This is a genomic window from Streptomyces sp. NPDC091282 (genome assembly GCF_044757385.1).
Classification (GTDB): Bacteria; Actinomycetota; Actinomycetes; order Streptomycetales; family Streptomycetaceae; genus Streptomyces; species Streptomyces gramineus.
Genome location: NZ_JBIVUX010000010.1, coordinates 170,990 through 191,234, shown reverse-complemented (window position 1 = coordinate 191,234; position 20,245 = coordinate 170,990). Strand labels below are relative to the sequence as shown.

Annotated in this window: 15 protein-coding genes and 1 pseudogene; 10 read left to right on the top strand and 6 right to left on the bottom strand. The window is 72.0% G+C overall.

Features of this window, described 5'->3' with window-relative positions:
* Positions 1–179 precede the first annotated feature (179 nt).
* The gene (locus tag ACIQOE_RS36185) at positions 180–1,142 is read left to right on the top strand and encodes a right-handed parallel beta-helix repeat-containing protein (RefSeq protein WP_365556159.1); all 963 of its coding nucleotides are present in this window, start codon (positions 180–182) and stop codon (positions 1,140–1,142) included.
* 129 nt (positions 1,143–1,271) lie between these two features.
* Here ACIQOE_RS36185 and murQ read toward each other — a convergent pair whose 3' ends face one another.
* Positions 1,272–2,189 (bottom strand): N-acetylmuramic acid 6-phosphate etherase, encoded by a 918-nt coding sequence (gene murQ, locus ACIQOE_RS36180; protein WP_401416139.1) that lies wholly within the window; start codon positions 2,187–2,189, stop codon positions 1,272–1,274.
* Between the two features lie 66 nt (positions 2,190–2,255).
* Positions 2,256–3,200 (bottom strand): MurR/RpiR family transcriptional regulator, encoded by a 945-nt coding sequence (locus tag ACIQOE_RS36175; RefSeq protein WP_351324516.1) that lies wholly within the window; start codon positions 3,198–3,200, stop codon positions 2,256–2,258.
* A gap of 211 nt (positions 3,201–3,411) precedes the next feature.
* On the opposite strand from ACIQOE_RS36175, the gene ACIQOE_RS36170 reads away from it, so the two are divergent.
* The 4 genes from ACIQOE_RS36170 to ACIQOE_RS36155 all read left to right on the top strand — a co-directional run bounded on the left by ACIQOE_RS36170 (position 3,412) and on the right by ACIQOE_RS36155 (position 10,217).
* Positions 3,412–4,413: an N-acetylglucosamine kinase gene (locus ACIQOE_RS36170; RefSeq protein WP_401416137.1), complete on the top strand. Its 1,002-nt coding sequence runs from the start codon at positions 3,412–3,414 to the stop codon at positions 4,411–4,413.
* 8 nt (positions 4,414–4,421) lie between these two features.
* A complete protein-coding gene (locus ACIQOE_RS36165; RefSeq protein ID WP_362650466.1) occupies positions 4,422–5,987 on the top strand; it encodes a sodium:solute symporter in 1,566 nt (521 codons plus the stop codon).
* A gap of 136 nt (positions 5,988–6,123) precedes the next feature.
* Positions 6,124–7,344, top strand: a complete 1,221-nt coding sequence (locus tag ACIQOE_RS36160) for an anhydro-N-acetylmuramic acid kinase (RefSeq protein WP_401416135.1) — start codon at positions 6,124–6,126, stop codon at positions 7,342–7,344.
* A gap of 20 nt (positions 7,345–7,364) precedes the next feature.
* Complete coding sequence (locus tag ACIQOE_RS36155) at positions 7,365–10,217, top strand: FAD-binding and (Fe-S)-binding domain-containing protein (RefSeq protein WP_401416133.1); 2,853 nt, start codon at positions 7,365–7,367, stop codon at positions 10,215–10,217.
* Between the two features lie 80 nt (positions 10,218–10,297).
* Here ACIQOE_RS36155 and ACIQOE_RS36150 read toward each other — a convergent pair whose 3' ends face one another.
* Positions 10,298–10,438 carry a hypothetical protein gene (locus ACIQOE_RS36150; RefSeq protein ID WP_365556147.1) on the bottom strand — a complete coding sequence of 47 codons (141 nt, stop codon included), beginning with the start codon at positions 10,436–10,438 and terminating at the stop codon, positions 10,298–10,300.
* A gap of 346 nt (positions 10,439–10,784) precedes the next feature.
* Between ACIQOE_RS36150 and ACIQOE_RS36145 the strand changes: the two genes are divergently transcribed.
* From ACIQOE_RS36145 to ACIQOE_RS36135, 3 genes are all read left to right on the top strand, one after another.
* On the top strand, positions 10,785–11,384 hold the full coding sequence (locus ACIQOE_RS36145; protein ID WP_362650457.1) for a dihydrofolate reductase family protein: 600 nt from the start codon (positions 10,785–10,787) through the stop codon (positions 11,382–11,384).
* A gap of 187 nt (positions 11,385–11,571) precedes the next feature.
* Entirely contained in the window at positions 11,572–11,988 is a 417-nt protein-coding gene (locus ACIQOE_RS36140) for a hypothetical protein (RefSeq protein WP_401416131.1), read from the top strand.
* Positions 11,985–16,472 carry a hypothetical protein gene (locus tag ACIQOE_RS36135; protein ID WP_401416129.1) on the top strand — a complete coding sequence of 1,496 codons (4,488 nt, stop codon included), beginning with the start codon at positions 11,985–11,987 and terminating at the stop codon, positions 16,470–16,472. Before ACIQOE_RS36140 ends, ACIQOE_RS36135 begins: the two co-directional genes overlap by 4 nt.
* A 127-nt stretch (positions 16,473–16,599) precedes the next feature.
* Here ACIQOE_RS36135 and ACIQOE_RS36130 read toward each other — a convergent pair whose 3' ends face one another.
* Positions 16,600–17,196: a TetR/AcrR family transcriptional regulator gene (locus tag ACIQOE_RS36130; RefSeq protein WP_401416127.1), complete on the bottom strand. Its 597-nt coding sequence runs from the start codon at positions 17,194–17,196 to the stop codon at positions 16,600–16,602.
* Between the two features lie 257 nt (positions 17,197–17,453).
* Here ACIQOE_RS36130 and ACIQOE_RS36125 point away from each other — a divergent pair, with 257 nt between their 5' ends.
* Positions 17,454–18,392 carry an alpha/beta fold hydrolase gene (locus ACIQOE_RS36125; protein WP_401416124.1) on the top strand — a complete coding sequence of 313 codons (939 nt, stop codon included), beginning with the start codon at positions 17,454–17,456 and terminating at the stop codon, positions 18,390–18,392.
* 29 nt (positions 18,393–18,421) lie between these two features.
* Here ACIQOE_RS36125 and ACIQOE_RS36120 read toward each other — a convergent pair.
* Positions 18,422–18,715, bottom strand: a pseudogene (locus tag ACIQOE_RS36120) (SDR family NAD(P)-dependent oxidoreductase); the annotation flags it as partial.
* Positions 18,716–18,767: 52 nt separating this feature from the next.
* Here ACIQOE_RS36120 and ACIQOE_RS36115 point away from each other — a divergent pair.
* Positions 18,768–19,310, top strand: a complete 543-nt coding sequence (locus ACIQOE_RS36115) for a hypothetical protein (RefSeq protein WP_401416122.1) — start codon at positions 18,768–18,770, stop codon at positions 19,308–19,310.
* A 23-nt stretch (positions 19,311–19,333) separates the two neighbouring features.
* Here the strand turns inward: ACIQOE_RS36115 and ACIQOE_RS36110 are convergent, their stop codons facing one another.
* Positions 19,334–20,098, bottom strand: coding sequence for a GNAT family N-acetyltransferase (locus ACIQOE_RS36110; protein WP_401416119.1), 765 nt, complete (start codon positions 20,096–20,098; stop codon positions 19,334–19,336).
* Positions 20,099–20,245: the final 147 nt, after the last annotated feature.

The following is a 20,245-nucleotide window of genomic DNA, read 5'->3' as shown; positions in this document are numbered from 1 at the left end:
CGCGGGTGACGGGACTACTCCGCTTGCGCCTCCTCCGGCCGCCCGGCCCCTTCCGCTCCGTGCCGTGCGCGATGCCTTGACGCCGGATGGGCGCGCTTTTACTGTCGTCGCCATCCGAGTTCATGAATGCGTACGAGATTCATGAACATGAACGAGTGAGTCACAGGAAGGCACCCCCCATGCGCAAGCGTTCCTGCACACTGCTCGCGACGGCCGCCGCCGCGGCCGCCGTGGCCGCGCTGTCCGCGCCCGCCACGGCGTCACCCCAGGCGGCCGTCATCGAGGTCTCCACCGCGGCCCAGCTCAAGTCGGCGCTCTCCGCGGTCACTTCGGGCGGCACCATCCATCTGGCCGACGGCACGTACACCGGCAACTTCAAGACCACCAAGGCGGCCGGGTCCAGCGCGCGGATCGTGCTGACCGGCTCGTCCAAGGCCGTCCTCACCGCGAGCGGCGGCTACGGCCTGCACCTCGACGGCGCCTCGTACTGGACGGTCAAGGGCATCACCGTCACCGGCGGCCAGAAGGGCATCATGATCGACTCCGCTCGCGGAGTGATCGTCGACGGCGTGACCGTGCACGGCCTGGACATGGAAGGCGTCCACTTCCGCAACTCCAGCCCGGACGGCCTCGTCCAGAACTCGAAGATCTACGACACCGGCAACGACGGCCGCGGCATGGGCGAGGGCGTGTACGTGGGGACGGCCAACACCCTCTCGGACAAGAGCGACAACGTGCAGATCCGCAACAACACCATCGGCCCGGACGTCGGCGGCGAGAACGTCGACATCAAGGAGGGGACGACGGGCGCGCAGATCGTCGGCAACACCTTCGACGGCAGCGGCCTGACCAACGCGAACTACGACGACTCCTGGGTCGACGTCAAAGGCAACAACGTGCTCGTGGAAGGCAATACGGGCACGAAGACGATGAACGACGGCTACCAGACCCACACGCAGCAGTCGGGCTGGGGCTGCGGCACCGTCTTCAGGGACAACAAGTCGTCCCTGAGCGGAGCGACGGGATCGACCCAGCTGGCCATCGACGTCACGAACGCCACCTCGTCCTGCCGGACGACGGTGTACGCGGGGAACACGGTGACCGGCGGCAAGGGGCTGACGAACATAGCCGTCACGCCGTAGCCGTCACGCCGTAGCCGTCACGTCGTAGCCGGCCGCGCGGACCGCCGGCCCCGTCCACCGCCGGGCGGGCCGGCGGTCCGGTGGTTCCGCGACCGCCGCCGAGGCGCCCGGCGCGACGGCAACCCGCCCTCAGCCGGCGAGGCCGATGGCCGTCCGCGTGTCGCCGCGGGCCGCGTCCAGGCGCCGGGCGGCCTCCTGCGCGGAGATGCCGGCGAGCAGCATGACGATCGCGGTCTTGGCGTGACCGCCCGCCGCCCGCAGGGCCTCGGCGGCGCTGTCGTGGTCGGCGCCGGTGGCCTCGGCGACCATGCGGCGGGCGCGGTCGACGAGCTTGTCGTTGCTGGCCTTCACGTCGACCATGAGGTTGCCGTAGGCCTTGCCGATGCGGACCATCGCCGCGGTCGAGAGCATGTTGCAGACCATCTTCTCGGCGGTGCCGCCCTTGAGGCGGGTCGACCCCGTGAGGACCTCGGGTCCGGTGGGGACCTCGATCGGATAGTCGGCGTACCGGCTGACGACCGCGTCCCGGTTGCAGGCGACCGACACCGTGACCGCGCCCTTGGCCGCCGCGTGCCGCAGCCCGCCGACGACGTACGGGGTGCGTCCGCTCGCGGCGAGCCCGACGACGGTGTCCCGGTCGTTCACGCCGATCTCGTCCAGGTCGGTGACCGCTCGCGCGGGCTCGTCCTCGGCTCCCTCGACCGCCACGACGAAGGCGCCGGGGCCGCCCGAGAGCAGGCCGACGACCTGCTCGGGGGAGGTGCCGAAGGTGGGCGGGCACTCGACGGCGTCGAGCAGGCCGATCCGGCCGCTGGTGCCGGCGCCTATGTAGATGAGCCGTCCGCCCCGCCGCAGGGACTCGGTGATCGCCTCCACGGCGGCACCGATCTGCGGGAGCGCGTCGCGCACCGTGAGGGCGACGGTCTGGTCCTCGGCGTTCATGACCGAGAGCAGTTCGGTCACCGGCATGCGGTCCAGGTCGGCGGTCCGCTCGTTGCGGGTCTCGGTGCCGAGTGCGGCGAGTGAGCCGAGCGTGCTGAGGTCCACGGCGCGGTCGTCCTTTCGGGGGTGGTGCTCAAGGCGGTGCGGGAGAGGGTGGGGGAGGGGTGGTGGTCAGGTGCCGGACGGTGTCCGGCGCGGCGGCTGCCGGCGCTTGCGGCGCTGTACGGCCCCGTAGGTCTTCTGGAGGGCCACGGTCGTGGCGTCGAAGGACCGCTGGGCGACACCCACGAACAGGCAGTCGACGACGGCGAGCTGTGCGATGCGGCTGACGGTCGCCCCGGAACGGAAGGGGGTCTCCCGGGCGCACGTCGTCAGGACGAGGTCCGCGTTCTCGGCGAGGGTGGAGCGCGGGACGTTGGTGAGGGCGATCGTGGTGGCGCCGCGCTCGGCGGCGGCCTGGAGGGGCTCGACGGTGTCCTCGGTCTCCCCGGAGTGGGAGACGGCCAGGGCGACGTCGCCCGGCCCGAGGAGGGCCGCCGCGGTGAGGGCCGCGTGCCGGTCCGTCCATATGAACGCGATGTGGCCTATGCGGTGCAGCTTCTGGTGGAGGTCCTGGCCCACGAACGCGCTGGCACCCACGCCGAAGATGTCGATGCGCCGGGCGCCCGCGAGGGCGTCCACCGCGCGGCCGAGCACCTCGATGTCCAGTTCCGCCCCGGAGTCCTCCAGCGCGCGCACCTCGTTGTAGATGATCTTTCCGACGATGTCGGCGAGGCTGTCGGTGGCACTGATGTCGGTGCCGGGAGCCGGGCGCTCGCCGCCCACGGCGTGCTCATGGGCGGCGGCCGCCGCCAGCGCCAGGCGCAGCTGGGGGTAGTTGCCGACGCCTATCGCGCGGCAGAAGCGCATCACCGTCGCCACCGAGGTGTCGGCCTGTTTGCCGAGGGCGCTGATGGACAGCTCCGACGCCTGCCCGGGATCGGCCAGGACGGCCTCGGCCACCCGACGTTCCGACGGGGCCAGGGACGGCAGGGCCGCGCGGATCCGCGCCAGGGTCGCGGCAGGCGAGCTGTCTTCTGCGGGCTGGGCGCTTCTGGGTGGTTCCTGGCGGGCCATGGGCCGTCCCTCCTGAGTGGGTGGCGACACAGTAACCATGCCGTTCGCGGTGCGTCAAAAATTTACGTACTCAATTGCACGACGTTACTTATTGACATACGGATGTCGGCCTTCCGATACTCGCTGCACCGCGATCCGCGCCGGTCATCGTGCCTGTGGCCGTCCCATGACCGTCAGCCGCGACGGATCCGTGCAGACACGAAGGTGTGCCGTGAAGACAGCAGCAGTGGCGGTGGACCTGGGCAAGACCGGCTGCCGTGCCGTGCTGTGGCACGACGGCGCCGATCCCGCCCCGGGCGTCCACGAGGTGCCCGGAGCTCCCGGGCTCGCCGCCGACCAGGGAGTGGAACTGGCCCGTGCCGCCGTACGGGCCGCCGTCCTGCCGCTCCTTCCCGGACCGCTGCGGCTCGCGTCGGTCTGCGTCGGGGCCGCGGGAGCGGCCGCCGCGCCGGACGCCGCACGGGAACTGGCCGGGCGGCTCCTCGACGACCTGCCCGCGGACGAGGTGGCCGTCACCAGCGACGCCGTCACCGCGCACGCCGGCGCCCTCGGCGGGCGCACCGGAGTGGTCCTCGCGATCGGCACCGGTTCCGTCGCCATCGGCATCGGCGAGGACGGCTCCTACGCCCGCGTCGACGGCTGGGGTCCCTGGCTCGGCGACGAGGGCAGCGGCGCCTGGATCGGCGCCGCCGGACTGCGCGCCGCACTGCGCGCCCACGACGGCCGCGGCCCGGACACCGCACTGCTGGCCGCCGCCCGGGCACGCTTCGGCGACCCCGACCGGCTGCCCTCGGCGCTCGGCCGGGACGGCAACCCCGCGCGCACCGCCGCGACCTTCGCCCCCGACGTGGCCCGCGCCGCCGCCGCGGGCGACCCGGCGGCCTCCGCGATCGTGCGGGAGGCGGCCACCGCACTCGGCGAGGCCGTGCTCGCCGCCGCTCGCCGCGTCGGCGGCGACGACGTCCTCCCCGTCACGATCACCGGCGGTCTCACCGGCCTGGGCGACCCGCTCCTCGGTCCGCTCACGTCGGCGCTCGCCGGGTCCCCGCGCCCCCTGAAGGCGGTGCCCCCGCTCGGGGACCCGCTGGACGGCGCACGCCTGCTGGCGCTGGACGCGTCGGCACCGCACGAACCCCACGTCGTCCGCGTACGGCGGACGACGTCCCCTACCCCTGTCCTCTCCCCGCCGGTCTCCCCGCCGGCCGATGTTTAGGAGTGAGCGTGCGCCAACTCGACCTCGTGGTGATCGTCGTCTATCTGGTGGCGATCGCCTGGATCGGACTGCGCCTGGCCGGCCGGCAGAAGACCGCGAAGGACTACTTCGTCGGTGAGGGCCACATGCCGTGGTGGACCGTCTCGTTCTCCGTGGTGGCCACCGAGACCAGCGTGCTCACCGTCATCAGCGTGCCCGGCGGGGCGTACAGCGGGCAGGGCTTCGGCAACGTCGAACTCGCCCTCGGCTACGTCATCGGCCGCGTCGTCGTGGCCACCGTGCTGATCCCGCTGTACAAGCGCGGCGGCTTCGTCAGCGCCTACCAGTACCTCGGCAGCAGATTCGGGCTGAAACTCCAGGGCCTGGCGTCCGTGACGTTCGTCTTCACCCGGCTCCTCGCCGAGGGCGTCCGGCTCTTCGCCTCCGCCATCCCGATCAAGCTGCTGCTCGACGAGTTCGGCGTGCACGCCGGATACCGCGTCATCATCATCGTGCTCACGGTGATCACCGTGGTCTACACCTACCTCGGCGGCATCAAGGCGGTCATCTGGACCGACGCCATCCAGATGGGCCTGTACCTGGGCGGCGCGATCCTCGCCATCGCGGTGCTCTCCGGCCACGTCGGCGCCGACGGCTTCTCCAGCGCCCTGCACTCGGGCCACTTCAAGCTCTTCGACACCAACTTCGACCTGGCGCACGTCCTCACCAGCCCGTTCGCCCTTCCGACGGCGATCATCGGCGGTGCCATCTTCGCGATGGCCAGCCACGGCTCCGACCAGCTGATCGTCCAGCGCGTCCTGGCCACCCGCTCGCTGCGCGACGGCCAGAAGGCCATGATCGCCTCGGGCATCTTCGTCACCCTCCAGTTCGCCGCCTTCTCCCTCGTCGGCGCCCTGCTCTGGTCGTACAACAACGGCAAGGACTTCAAGTCGCTCGGCCTGGCCAGCTCCGACAACCTCTACCCGAACTTCATCCTGCACGGCCTGCCCGTGGTGATCTCGGGCCTGCTCGTGGCCGGCATACTCGGCGCCGCGATGGGCTCGCTGTCCTCGGCCCTGAACTCCATGTCCAACTCGACGGTCGCCGACATCATCCACAGCTTCTTCCGCAGCACCCCCTCCGAGGAGTCGCTGCTGAAGCTCGCCCGGGTGATGACCCTGGTGTGGGCGGTCCTGATGGCGATCTTCGCCTGCGCCTTCAGCGCCAGCACCGGCAACGTCTACCTCACCGGCCTGACCATCGCGGGCTACACCTACGGCGCCCTGCTCGGCGCGTTCCTGCTCGGCAGGCTCGTCCGGCGGGCCAACGAGGTCGACTCCGTGGTGGCCTTCCTGGTGACGGTCGGCGTCATGACCTACATCGTGCGCGGCGTGAAGATCGACGTGACCGTCGCCGGTGCCACCGTGCCCACGGCGATCGCCGCCCAGTGGCTCGTCCCGATCGGCGTGGTCATCACCCTCGTCGTCGGCGGCGTGATGAGTCTGTTCCACCGCGCCCCCGAACCGGCCGAACTGCCCGCCGGCGACGGCGATCCCGGCCCCGAGCGGGTCGCCGTCGCCGCCGGCCAGGAGTGACGGCGCGTCCACCCCACCCGGTGCGGGGCCGCCGCCGCGGCCCCGCACCCGCCCCGTTCCGACCACCTCAGGGAGCAGCCATGCCGCAGCAGCAGCCGACCCCGCCCGCGCGGCGGACCGCGCACCGGGAGGCACCGTGCGCGTGATCGGCCTGATGTCGGGCACCTCGTACGACGCCATCGAGGCCGCCGCCGCGGACCTCACCCTGGACGGCGACACCCTGCTCCTGCGGCCCCTCGGACACCTCTCCGTCCCCTACCAGGACGACCTGCGCGCCCTGATCGCGGCGACCCTCCCGCCGGCCGGGACGACCGTCCGGACCGTCTGCGCGCTGGACACCGGCATCGGCCAGGCGTTCGCCGACGCCGCCGGCCGCGCGCTGCGCGAACTCTGCGACGGCACGGCCGACCTCGTCGTCTCCCACGGCCAGACCATGTACCACTGGGTGGAGGACGGCACCGTCCGCGGCACGCTCCAACTCGGCCAGCCCGCCTGGATCGCCGAGTCCACCGGCCTCCCGGTCGTCTCCGACCTGCGCAGCAGGGACGTCGCCGCGGGCGGGCAGGGCGCTCCGCTGGTCGGCATGACCGACACCCTGCTGCTGCGCGGCCTGCCCGGCACACCGGCCGCGCTGAACCTCGGCGGCATCGCCAACGTCACCGTCCTCGCACCGGACACCGAACCGCTCGCCTTCGACACCGGCCCCGCGAACGCCCTGCTGGACGCGGCCGTACGGCACTTCACCGACGGCGCCGCCGCCTACGACGAGGACGGCCGCCGCGCCGCCTCCGGACGCACCAGCCCCGAACTCCTCCAGGTCCTGCTCGACGACCCCTACTACCGCAGGGCCGCCCCGAAGAGCACCGGCAAGGAACACTTCCACCTGCCCTATCTCCAGCGGGCGCTGGAGACCGTACCCACACCCGACCCCGACGACGTGCTCGCGACCCTGACCCGGCTCACCGCCGTCACCGTGGCCGACGCCTGCCGCGCCCACGGAGTCACCGAACTCGTCGTCTCCGGCGGTGGCGCCCGCAACCCGGAACTCCTGCGCGTGATCGCCGAGGAACTTCCCGGCGTGACCCTGCGCGCCAGCGACGAACTGGGCCTGCCGTCCGACGCCAAGGAGGCGCTGGCCTTCGCCGTGCTGGGCTTCCTCACCGTCCACGGCCTGCCCGGCACCCTTCCGTCGGGCACCGGGGCGCGCCGCGCCACGCTGCTCGGCACCCTCACGCCCGGCCTGGCACCGCTGCGGCTGCCCGAACCCGCGTCACGGCCGCCGCACCGGATGCGCATCACCGCCGACGCCGGCCCCGCCGCCCCCACCACCGCCGTCTCCGCCCCGTCCGCCCGCTGACACCGCAGGAGCGAGGAGCCATGAGCCCCACCGCCGTCACCCCTCCCGCCGCGGACCGCCCCGCGGGACTCGCCGCACTCCTGGCCTCGTGCGTCAGTGACCCGGCCCGCGTGAGCACCGAACTGCCACGCCGGGTCGCCGCCGCCCACGACGCCTCGCCGTACCTGTTCACGCCGCAGGCGGTGGTGCGCGCCGCGTCCGCCGCCGAGGTCGGCGCCCTGATGGCGGGGGCCCGCGGAGCGGGACTGCCGGTGACGCTGCGCTCGGGCGGCACCAGCCTGGCGGGACAGGCCGGCGGCGACGGCATCCTCGTGGACGTCCGCAGCCACTGGCGCACCGCCACCGTCCTCGACGACGGCCTGCGCATCCGACTGCAACCAGGACTGACGGTACGTCAGGCCAACGCCAGGCTCGCCCGGTTCGGGCGGCGGCTCGGACCCGACCCGGCGAGCGAGTCCGCCTGCACCATCGGCGGCCTGGTCGCCAACAACTCCAGCGGCATGAACTGCGGCACCCAGGACAACGCCTACCGCACCATGGAATCCCTCCAGTTCGTGCTGCCCTCCGGGACCGTCGTCGACACCGCGGCACCCGACGCCGACGCCGCCCTGCGCGCTCGCGAACCCGAACTCCACGCCGGACTCCTCCGGTTGCGCGACCGGGTCCGTGACTCGGCCGCCTCACGGGCCACCGTCGAGCGGCTGTTCGCGATGAAGAACACCATGGGCTACGGCCTCAACTCGCTCCTGGACCACAGCGATCCGGCCGACATCCTCGCCCACCTGATGATCGGCAGCGAGGGCACCCTCGGCTTCGTCGGCGAGGCCGTCTTCCGTACCGTCCCGCTCCTTCCGCACACCGCCACCGGACTGCTGGTGCTGCCCGGCCTCGCCGAGGCCACCGACGCGCTGCCCGCCCTGCTGGCCGCGGGCGCCCGGACCGCCGAACTCCTCGACGCCGCCTCGCTGCGGGTGGCCCAGCAGTCCCCGGACCCGGTGGACGAGGTGCGCGGACTGCGCGTCGACCGGCACGCGGCCCTCCTGGTCGAGTTCGCCGAGGACAGCGCCGAGGCACTGGAGGAACGGGTGGCCGCCGCCCAGCCGGTCCTGGACCGCCTGCCCGCGGTGACCGGTACCTCACTGGTGCGCGACCCGCGCGTCAGGGCCCGGCTGTGGCATCTGCGCAAGGGCCTCTACACGGCCGTCGCCGGAGCCCGCCGTCCCGGCACGACCGCGCTGCTGGAGGACATCGCCGTACCGATGGACCGCCTGACCCGGACCTGCGAGGGATTGATCGGCCTCTTCGACCGGCACGGCTACCAGGACGCGGTGATCTTCGGCCACGCCCGCGACGGCAACCTGCACTTCATGCTCACCCAGGACTTCGACTCCGCCCCGGAGATCGACCGCTACGCCCGGTTCACCGACGCCATGGTCGACCTCGTCCTGGACGCCGGCGGCACCCTGAAGGCCGAACACGGCACCGGCCGCGCCATGGCCCCCTTCGTCCGCCGCCAGTACGGCGACGAACTCCACGACGTCATGCGGGAGGTGAAGCGGCTGTGCGACCCGCACGGCGTCCTCAACCCCGGCGTACTCCTGGAGGACGACCCGGCCGCACACCTCAGCAGCCTCAAGAGCGTCCCCGAGGTCGACCCCGCCGTCGACGCGTGCGTCGAATGCGGCTACTGCGAACCCGTCTGCCCCACCGCCGACGCCACCACGACGCCCCGCCAGCGCATCGCCCTGCAGCGCGAGATCGCCCTCGCCACCGCCGCCGGTGACGACGACCGCCGCCGGGCCCTGGAAGCCGACTACGCCTACGCGGCCGTCGACAGCTGCGCCGCCGACAGCCTGTGCGTCACCGCCTGCCCGGTCACCATCGACACCGGCGCCGTCATGAAACGACTCCGCGCCGAACGGCACACCGCCACCGCACAGCGCGCCGGGAACGCGACGGCCCGGCACTGGGGGACCGCGGTCAAGGGCGTCCGCGCGGCGCTCAACACCGCCCACGTACTGCCCGCCCCGGCCCTGCGCGCCGCCACCGGAGCCGTCCGCCGGCTGGGCGCCGGAGAACTCGTGCCCCCGTGGGCCGACGACATCCCGCGCGGCGGCCCGGCGCGCCCCGCGCCCCGGCACCCGGCACAGCCGCGGGCGGTGTTCTTCGCCGCCTGCATCGGCAGCGTCTTCGCCGCCGAGGGCACCACCGGCGGCGCGTCCGCCGCGTTCCTGCGCCTGTGCGAACGGGCCGGCGTCCAGGTCACCGTGCCCGACGAACTGCCCGGACTGTGCTGCGGCACGCCCTGGCAGTCCAAGGGCTACACCGACGGCCACCGCACCATGGCGGCCCGCACCCTGGAGGCGCTGTGGCGGGCCAGCGACCAGGGCCGGCTGCCCGTGGTCTGCGACGCCTCGTCCTGCACGCACGGCCTGGAACAGTTGCCGGACGTCCTCGCGGAGCCCGACCGCGCCCGGTTCGCCGCCCTGCGCTTCGTCGACAGCGTCGTCTTCACCGCCGAGCACCTGCTGCCCGCCCTGCCCGAACCCCGCCGCCTGACCAGCCTCGCCCTGCACCCCACCTGCTCCACCGTGCACCTCGGCATCGACGGCGCCCTGCGCACCGTGGCCGCGGCCGTGAGCGACGCCGTCACCGTGCCCGACACCTGGGGCTGCTGCGCCTTCGCCGGGGACCGCGGTCTGCTCCACCCGGAGATCACGGCGAGCGCCACCGCCGCCCAGGCCGCGGAGATCAACAGCGGAACGTACGACGCGTACGCTTCGTGCAATCGCACCTGCGAGATGGGCATGACCCGCGCCACCGGCCGCCTCTACCGGCACGTACTGGAACTGCTGGACGAGGCCACCGCTTGAGGCAGCCTCGTCACGACGGAGCGGGACCGGCCCGCATGGACCGGTCCCGCGTGGATCGATGTGGCCCCAGGGACGGAGCGTCAGTCGCCCTCGGCCTGCTCCGCCGGTTCCGTCGCCTCTGGGAGCGGCGGTGACGGCGGGAACAGACGGTCCTCCAGGATCGGCAGCCCGAACAGGAGGAAGAGCGGAACCAAGGGGGCGAGCAGGGCTATCACGATCACGAGGCCTCCACGAGAAGCTGGCGATCATGGCTGTTCCTTGGCGGCTGGCCGGCCACTTCCACCATGCGGCCGAACGGGCAATGCCGCACCTCGGGACGGGGTCCGCGCCGTCGGATCCCCGCGCCGGGGACGCCCCGCGCGGTGTTCGGCGCCGGCCACCACGCCGCGTCCCACCGGCTCGTCGAGGCGCCAGGCACGGGCACGGATACTCTGCTGCCGACCCTCGTGGCATGTGCCGGGGCTGACCCGTCGGGACGAGCGACGAAGTCCACTCTCCGTCGATCGACGCGATGAGTTCCGGCCCGTTGCCCGGTCTTTCCTTGCGACACACGACGAAGGAGGAACCATGGGCAAGGTCATCGCATCCATCACCACGTCGGTCGACGGTTTCGTCACCGGACCCGATGACGGACCCGAGTACGGCCTGGGCAAGGGCGGGGAGCGCCTGCACTACTGGGTGATGGGCGGCCCGTGGACCTACGACGGCGGCCACGACTTCGCGATGCACGGCCCCGACAAGGAGTTCTTCGACGACCTCACCGCGGGCTTCGGCGCCGGTATCTGCGGTCGCGGGATGTACGACGCCGCGGGCGCGTGGGGCGGCACGAACCCGTTCCCCGGACCACTGGTCGTGCTCACCCACCGCACCGGGGACCAGCCGGCACCGGAGGCGGGATTCACGTTCGTGTCCGGGCTCGACGCCGCGCTGGCGCAGGCGACGGAGAAGGCCGGCGGCAAGGACGTAGGGATCGGCGGCGGTGCGGACGTGATCCGGCAGGCACTGGCCGCCGGCCGGGTGGACGAACTGGTTCTCTCGACGGCACCGGTGATCCTCGGCGCCGGCAAGCGCCTGTTCGACGGATTCGACCACGACGTCGACCTCGAGGTGGTCAAGGTGGTCAGCTCGCCGTACGCCACGCACGTGCGGTACGCGGTCACGAAATAGACGGGCGTCAGCGAAGGCCCCGCCCACGTCCTCGGGTCCACGCCGACGATCCTTCTCCAGGACGACGGCGTGGGCTTGTTGACCGCGATTCGATACGCACCCTGGTCTGTCCCGGCGACAGCCGTTAGCCTCGTCGCGGCCGTGAAAGCAGGAGAATGTGCGGGGCGGCGACGGGGGCTTGTGAGACGTGACGCTGAACATCGACGGCCCGCAGGCGGCCGACCAACTACGTTCACTGCACACCTGGTTGACGGACGTCGACGAGTTGAGGGGCCGCGTCGGCTGCAAGGAGAGACCGCCCGAGCAGGGCACGCTCGGCCCCCTCCTGGAGGCGCTGACGGTGGCGCTCGCTCCCGGCGCCGCGGCGACCGCGCTGGCCACGACCATCATCGCCTGGCTGCGCACCCGGCGCGCCGAGATACGCATCAAGGTGACGCTTCCGGACCGCCGTTCGCTGGAACTCTCCGCCAGGAACGTGGCCGGTCTCGACGCGGCGGCCCTACGGCAGCAGGTGGCCGACGCCGCGGTGCTGCTCGGCGCGCAGGACCAGCAAGGAGACGCCACCCTGGAGATCGTCCGCTCCGAGGGCCGCGAGGACCGATGACCGACCTGGACGGCGCGGGCGTACAGGTTCTGCTGATCGCCACCGCGACGCACCAGGACGGCGGACTGCCTTCGGTCCCGTCGGTCGCCGCCAGCTTCAGGGATCTGCGTACGGCCCTGCACGAGCGGTGCGGGGTCCGTCCGGAACAGGTCACGGCGGTGCTCGACCCGGCCGATGCTCGGAGCATGGCCCTGGCCGTGGCCGGAGCGACGCAGCGGGCCGACACCGTTCTGCTGGTGTACTTCATCGGACACGGTCTGCTGACCCCGGGCGGAGACCTCTATCTGGCCGCCGGCAACACCACGGAGCTCACGCCCGGCATGGCCGAGCACCAGGCGTACTCCTTCGCCGCGCTGCGACAGGCGGTGCTGGCCAGCAGGGCGGCGTCCAGGGTCGTCGTACTCGACTGCTGCTTCTCCGGGCGGGTGTCACTCGGCGGCACGTCCCTGGTCACCGCTTTCAACGCGGCACCCGGGAACGGAATGTACCTCCTCGGCTCGGCGGAGTTGCTGGCCCGCGCTCCGGAGGATGCCGAACACACCACGTTCACGGGCGCGTTGCTGGAGTTGCTCGCACACGGCGACGACGTGGGACAGCAGTCGCTGACGCTGGACGCGGCCTACTACGCCCTGGACCGCAGGCTGCGGGAGAGACAGCAGCCCGTACCCCGGCGGGTGAACGGGGACCTCTCCGGCAACCTCGTCATCGCGCCGAACCCGGCCTTCCGGACCCGCGCCTCCACGTCCCCTCGGCAGCCGCCCGCCGACAGCGTCTGTCCCTACCCGGGCCTCGGCCCCTTCCCGGTGGACCGGGCCGACGTCTTCGCCGGGCGGACCGCGATGACCGAGCGCCTTGTGAACGCGACGGCAGCGGCCTTCGACGGTCCCGGCCCGCTGATCCTCGTCGGCGCGTCCGGCTCCGGCAAGACCTCCCTGCTCAACGCGGGCCTGCTGGCCGGACTGCGCACCCACGGTCTGCCCGGCCTGCCCGGGGCGACCGGCTGGCCCAGCCGCCGCATGACCCCCGGCCGCAACCCGCTCCGGACCCTGGCCGACGCCCTCGCACCCGAATCACCGCAGGCCGCCCGGACGTCGGCGGTGACCGGCGGCGTCGCCGGACTCGTGGACCCGCTGCTCGACCACGCGGGGCAGCGGCTGATCCTGGTCGTCGATCAGCTGGAGGAGCTGTTCACCCTCTGCACCGACACGGAGGAACGGAGCGCGTTCCTGCGGGCGGTGACCGCACTGGCCGAGCCAGGAGAGGGGCACCCTCCAAGGGCGTCGGTCGTCTTCGCCCTCCGGGCGGACTTCTACGCCCAGGCGGTCGTACACCCCGAACTGCGGGCCGTGCTGAGTGACAGTCAGCTGCTCGTCGATCCGATGGACGCCGACGAACTCCGCGCCTCGATCGAACAACCCGCGGCCACCGCACAGCTGGAACTCGACGACGAACTCGTCCCGCTTGTCCTCAGGGAGCTGGGCGGCGCCACCGGCGGCCGGTCTCCCGCCGAGGCTCTGCCCCTCCTGTCCCACGTGCTCCAGGAGACCTGGAAGGAACGCGAAGGGTTACGGCTGACCGTCTCCGGCTACCTGGCCACCGGCGGCATCACCAAGGCCGTAGCGACCACCGCGGAGAACGTCTACGACCGGCTCGATCCGGCGGGCAGGCAGGCCGTGCGTCTCATGCTGCCCCGGCTGGCCCGGGTGAGCGAGGACGCCGCCGACACCGCGCAGCCCGTCGAATGGCCGCTCCTCGTGCACGGGGTGAGCGACGAGAGGGCCGCCCGGGACGCGATCGAACGGTTCGCCGACGCCCGGCTGCTCACGCTCGACCTGGACACCGTCCGCGTGAGCCACGAGGCGCTGCTGCGCGCCTGGCCCAAGCTGGAGCAGTGGATCGACGAGGACCGTGACCTGCTGCGCGCCCGCCAGCAGTTGGCAGCCGACGCGGTGTCCTGGGAGCGCTCGGAACGGGACCCCTCACTGCTGTACCGAGGCAACCGCCTCATCGCCATGCGGGAACGCACCGCCACCCCGGGCGCTCCGCCGCTCGGCTCGACGTCCGCCGCCTTCATGGAGAGGTCCTGGCGTCAGCACACGAGAGACGGCCGTCGACGCCGCGCCGTGTTCACCTTCTTCGTCGTGCTGGCCCTGCTGGCGACGACCGGACTGGCCGGCGCCGGATTCTACTGGCAGCGGGCCAGCCACGCCCAACAGCGCGATCTCGCCCGGTATCTGGCCGCCGAGGCCGAGAGCCAGCGTGACCTCCACCCCGGCCTGGCCAAGCAACTCAGCCTGCTCTCCTACCAGATGGACCATCAGGCCGGCCGCAGCGCGCTCCTCGACAGCCAGCACACCCCTGGCGTGATCAACGGCGACGATCCGGCCTACGACCTGTCCTACAGCGCGGACGGCCGGGTCCTCGCCATTTCCACCGGCGACTCGATCGTGCTGCGCACCCGGAACGGCGACGGGAGGATCGGCGGCATCCTGTCCGGCCCGATCGCGGTGACCGCGGACGGCACCCTGCTCGCCGCCGCCACCTACAGCAACGAGGGCGCCACCTCGACGACCGTGCGCCTGTGGGACATCTCCCACCCCGACCGTCCACGAAGACTGGCCGCGCCCACGACGCCGGAGACGGTCAGCGCGCTGGTCCTCGGCGCGGCCGGTGACACCCTCTTCGCCGGTACGGCGACGGGCCGTATCCTCCGCTGGGACACCGGCGACCCGGCGGCCCCGCACCCCCTGTCCGCGCTGCGCGGCCACGGCAAAGAGGTCGACTCCCTGGCGTTCTCCGGCCGCCGCGGACTGCTGGCGAGCGCGAGCGTCGACGGGCAGGTACGGCTGTGGAAGGCGACCGGCACCACACCGGTCGCCACGCTGCGCGCCGCTCCGTACACACCGTCCGCCTTGTCACACCTGCGATCCGTGCGGCCCCCGCACCGGCTCGCCTTCGACAGCACGGGCGGCCTGCTGGCGGCTCCTGCCGAGGAACCGAAGAAGAAGGGCACCTTCACGATCAGTGACGATCTGGCCCTGTGGACCCTCGATGATCCGCGGGCTCCCCGGCAGGTCGTGTCAGCGGACAAAGGCGTGTCGAGTTCCGGCAGCAGATGCCTGGACGGTGTGACCTCGATGGCGTTCGCCTCGAAGAGCAAGCGGATCGTAGCGAGCTGCGGCGGCAGCTGGAAGACCTGGATCTACACCTACGGAACCGACGCGATCCTGCCGGGCGCGAACAACACCGTCTACAACTCGGACGGCGGGGTGGCCCTGTTCGTCCCCGGCAACGCCGAACTGCTGCTCCAGGCCACCGACCGCGGGGTACAGGTCTGGGACCTGTCCAACGGCGCCCAGCCGGGGGCGGTCGGGTTCATTCCGCCGGCGCCCGGCACCGGAGGCCGGCTCTCCATGGCGGCGTCCGGGAAGCGGCTGTTCCTCGCCTACCAGGGCGTGGGCACGAACTGGCTGCGGGACCTCACCGTCCGGCATCTGCGGTCCACCCCGCTGTTCACGGCGGACGCCCCCGACATGTTCACCGGACAGGACATCGCGCTCAGTCCGGACGGCAAGCTCCTCGCGGACACCGAGATCTACAAGCAGGGCAAGGACACGTACGTCAATCTCTTCCTGCGCGGAACCTCCGCCCCGAAGCAGAAGCTGGGCATGATCGAGGTGAACAACGGTGTGGGAGCAGTGGCCTTCAGCCCGACCAGGCCCCTTCTCGCCGTCTCCGACTACAACGGCGTCGTGGCCAGAAACACCAAGCCCCAGGTCGTCCGCCTCTACGACATCGCCGATCCCGGGCATCCACGGCAGCTCTCCACCATCGAGAAGACCGGATACGGACTCGCCTTCTCCCCGGACGGCAGATCACTGGTCATGAACGAGGGTGCCGCACGCCCGACCGAGGCGTCCCGCCCGCCCGCGGGCCCGCTGGTGCACAGCTGGGACGTGACCGATCCCGCGCATCCGTCAGAGGCCTGGTCGGTGCGCATGCCCACGGGCAGCAGCTACCCCTACTTCGCATTCCGTCCGGACGGAAAGCTCTTCGCGCTCTACGACGACAGCGGAACCCTCCAGTTGTGGCACATCCGCCGGGACCGTCTCGTCGGGTCTCCCGCCAAGGTGTCCACGGGCAGTGTCGGCGGCCCGCTGACCTTCAGCCCCGACGGAACCCGCCTCGCGCTGATCGCCTCCAGCGGGGACTACGGGACACGCCCCGAGGTCTGGGACGTGAGCGATCCGGACGCGCCCACCCGCCAGTTCTACATGCCGACCGCATCGGGCCTCTACTCACTGGCGTTCACCCCCGACGGCAAGATCCTCGCCGTCGTCCGCGCCTCCGCAGGCATCGACCTGTGGGACGCCGACCCGCAACACGTCATCACCGACCTCTGCAACGCGGTCGGCGACCCCATCTCCAAGAAGGACTGGAAGAAGTACCTGCCGGACCGGCCCTACCGCCCACCGTGCGAGTGACGGCCCCGGACCCTCCGTGCCACAGCCTCAGCTGCGGCTGGCACCCAGGGAGCATCCTGCCGGGGTCTGGACGGCGGAACTCCGTGCGCCGGTCGGCGACATACGATCTCGTCGCGAAGCCGGTCCCTCAGCCACGCCTGCTGTCGCGCAGCGCTCGCGAGAGCGCGTCCACGGTCACGCCGACCACCGCGCGGAGTTGGGCCGGGCTCGCCCCGGCCCTGCTCATGACCGCGAGGGACTGGTTCACGGCCGCCGAGTGTTCGGCGAAGGCATCGGCGTCCCGGTCGGACAACCGCCCGGCCTTCAACGCGGCACGCAGGCGCAGACGCTGGAAGCCCAGCGATTCCTTCGCGTGCGCCGCGACCGCCGGACTCAGGACCGGAATCGCCATCGCCGACTGGGCGATCAGGCACCCGTCGGGCAGTTCGGGATCGGCGATGCGCTCCAGGGTGACGTCGAAGAACGCGCGGACGGCTGCGAGGGGTTCCGAGACGGCGCACGACAAGGCGGCGTCGTACTTGTCCCCGTAGCGCGCGGTGTAGCGCTCCAGGCAGCGGAGGAAGAGCGTGTCCTTGTCGCCGAGCGAGGAGTAGATGGAACTGCGGTTCAGACCGGTTGCCCGCGACAGGTCGTCCAGCGAGGTGTCGGCGTAGCCGGCGCGCCAGAACTGGATCATCGCGGCATCGAGTGCCTTGTCCATGTCGAACTGCTTCTTGCCTGCCACGTTTCAGTTCCTTGCCGGTGTGTCGATCTCCATGGGCCGCGCTGCACACCACTCTATCTTGAACTGACTGGTTCAAGATGTGTTACGTTACCGACGTAGCCAAGACCACGGGCCCTCGCGATCCGAGAACGCGCCACGGGCACACCGCCCGTCCCGGCGCCCGAGTCCGGGCGCCCCCGCCCTCACCGTCGAGCTCGTGGACCTGGCCCCGGGGCGTGGCACCGACCCGGCGAACCCCACCCCGAGGGAGGATTCCCGTGACCGACCCAGCGACCCTCAAGCAGAGCTTCTCCGAAGCCGACCCTTTCCCCGACCTGCCCCCGCACCACCTGGACGGGTTCACCCACCGCTGGGTCGACGCGGACGGCATCCGCCTTCACGCCGTAGACGGCGGCCGGCCGGACGGCCCCGCTGTCGTCCTGCTCGCCGGGTTCCCGCAGAGCTGGCAGGCGTGGCGAAAGGTCATGCCCAGGCTCGCCGACCGGTTCCGCGTCATCGCGATCGACCTGCCGGGCCAAGGCCACTCCGAGCGCCCGGCGGTCAGTTACGACACCCACACGATCGCCGCCCACGTCCACACCGCCGTACGGGCACTCGGCGTGTCGACTTACTGGCTGGCAGCCCACGACGTCGGCGCCTGGGTCGCCTTCTCTCTCGCCCTCACCTACGAGAGCGAGCTGCGTGGGGTCGCCCTCCTCGACGCCGGAATCCCCGGCATCACCCTCCCGGAGTCGATCCCCACCGACCCGGACCGGGCGTGGAAGACCTGGCACTTCGCGTTCCACCTCGTGCCCGAACTGCCCGAGACCCTGCTCGTGGGCCGCGAACGGGACTATGTCAGCTGGTTCTTGAAGACGAAGGCCCTCGCTCCTGACGCGTTCGACGACGCCGACCTCGACCACTACGCAGCAGCCCTCGCCGCCGAAGGCGGTCTTCGCGCCTCCCTCGCCTACTACCGAGCCGCCGCCGAGTCGGCGCGCAGGAACCACCAGATGCTCGACCGCCGGCACCTGACCTTGCCGGTCCTCGGAATCTCCGGCAGCCACGGCTCCATCCCGGACATGGCAGCCTCCCTCGGCCCATGGGCCGACGACGTCACCGGAGTCGTCGTCCCCGACGCCGGGCACTTCATCCCCGACGAGCAGCCCGAGGCCGTCGCCGCCGCCCTCGCCGCCTTCTTCGCCGGCCGCGACTGACGCGGGTCGGGCGTGGGCGGTGTGTGCTGGGTTCGACCCTCATCGAACAGGTGCCTCGCGGCGCCGGCCCGCGCCCCCGACACCGCGTTCACGCGCACTCCGGAGGACGCCACACGCTCGGCGAGCCGGCGCGTGAAGGTGTTGAGAGCCGCCTTGGCGGCGGTGTACGGCAGCGGCTCCGCCCCCGGCCGGCGGGCGCTGTCGGAGCTGATGTTGACCACGGCGCCCCTGGCTTCGGTGAGCGAGGGCAGGGCCGCGCGGATGGTTCGTACGGCCGCGTCGAAGTTGAGGGCGAATCCGGCGGCCAGGACTGCCTCGACCATGAGCCGCGGTCCGTCGGCCGTGGATAGGTCGGCGGGGACGAAGGCGGCACCGGTGGCTGGAAGCAGCCGAGGCCGTGCTCGCCGTCGATGCCAACGCGTCGCCGGAGCGGATCGCGGACGCCGCGGGACTCGCCCGCGCCACCGTCGCTTCTCCTCCCGCACCGCGCTGCTGGACGTCCTGGCCGAGCAGCTCAGCGAGCGCTACGTGGCCGGGCTGTCCCGAGCGAAGGCGAGGACCGCGCCGCCGCTCTTCGCGCTGTACCGCCTCACGGAGATGGTGTTCGACCTCAAGGTCAGCCACCGGTTCGCCGTCCAGCTCACCGCGGCCCTCACACCGGCCGTTCTCGACGGCCTCGACCTGCTGTTCGCCCGCTTGCGGGACGCCCGAGCCATCACCGCGGTGGACCCGCCCTGGTGCCGCCGCGTCTACCTGGCCCTTCTCCACGAGGTCAACGACCTGCCCGCGGACTCTCCGGCCCTAGCCCCCTCCGCCACCGTGGACGAGATCGAGGCGAGAGTCGACTTGCTCGTCCGCACCACCCTCGGCGCGCTGGGCGGCACCCCGGACGGGTCGGCCCTCTCACTCACCGACTAGGCCGCCACTGGGGCCGTAGGGCTTCAGGGGGTTATGGCGTGTTCCGTGAACCGGCCGCAGGAGCGGAACCCCAGGCGGCGGTAGACAGGCTCGCCGTCCGCCGACGCCTGCAGCACCGCGATGCGGTGGCCCTGGGCGCGGGCCGTGCGGAGTGCCGCGAGCGTGATGGCGCCGCCGTAGCCGCGTCGGCGGTGGGCGGCCAGGGCGGAGATGTTGTAGATGCCGGCGACTCCGGCGTGGTGGAACACCTCGGCGGAGCAGACCGGCCGGTGCTCCGCATAGCCGACCAGGTACCGGGCCGGGCTGTACGCGGCCAGTGCCTGCGGGGCCGCCTGGGCGAAGAAGTGCTCGACGGTAGCGGCGGGCGGGTCCCAGTTCGCGGCGAGAACCGTGGCGTAGTCGGCGAGCTGGTCGGACGTGGTCACCGTCCGGATGTCCAGCCCCTGGACGGGAGGAGGCGGCGGGGAGTCGTCCAGTTCGGCCCACATCGCCGTCTCGTGCTCGGACGCGGGCAGCCCGGCCGCCGTCAGCCGGGTGGTGAGGTCACCTGGTGTCGAGGCGGGCCCCACCCACCAGGAGAAGCGACGGCCGGTGCGGGACAGGGCGCGAGCGGTCTCGGTGATACGTGCCGTCGCGTCGGCGGCGGTGAAGCGTGCCGCGGCGACGATGTTGAAGGTGTCGTCGTCCAGGCCGCTGTCCGCGATCAGAAGGTCACCGGCCTCCGTGACGGTCGCTCCGGTCATGCTCCGGTGCAGGTGACAGGCATGTTCCGCCAGGTTCCGTTCCATCCTGTCCGCCACATCGGGTTCGGTCGGCCCGGTTCCACCGAGGAGATGATCATTCATGGTGATCGATCTCAGCACGACCGGGCGAACAACGCATGCGGTTTCACGTACGGTCCCGCGGACCCCGAGCCGGGTGTGCCCAGGGGCGAC

Excerpts from the sequence above, each read along its gene's own strand:
- ACIQOE_RS36185 (WP_365556159.1), top strand. The coding sequence starts at position 180 with ATGCGCAAGCGTTCCTGCACACTGCTCGCGACGGCCGCCGCCGCGGCC.
- ACIQOE_RS36175 (WP_351324516.1), bottom strand. The coding sequence starts at position 3,200 with ATGGCCCGCCAGGAACCACCCAGAAGCGCCCAGCCCGCAGAAGACAGC.
- ACIQOE_RS36155 (WP_401416133.1), top strand. The coding sequence starts at position 7,365 with ATGAGCCCCACCGCCGTCACCCCTCCCGCCGCGGACCGCCCCGCGGGA.
- ACIQOE_RS36145 (WP_362650457.1), top strand. The coding sequence starts at position 10,785 with ATGGGCAAGGTCATCGCATCCATCACCACGTCGGTCGACGGTTTCGTC.
- ACIQOE_RS36135 (WP_401416129.1), top strand. The coding sequence starts at position 11,985 with ATGACCGACCTGGACGGCGCGGGCGTACAGGTTCTGCTGATCGCCACC.
- ACIQOE_RS36110 (WP_401416119.1), bottom strand. The coding sequence starts at position 20,098 with ATGGAACGGAACCTGGCGGAACATGCCTGTCACCTGCACCGGAGCATG.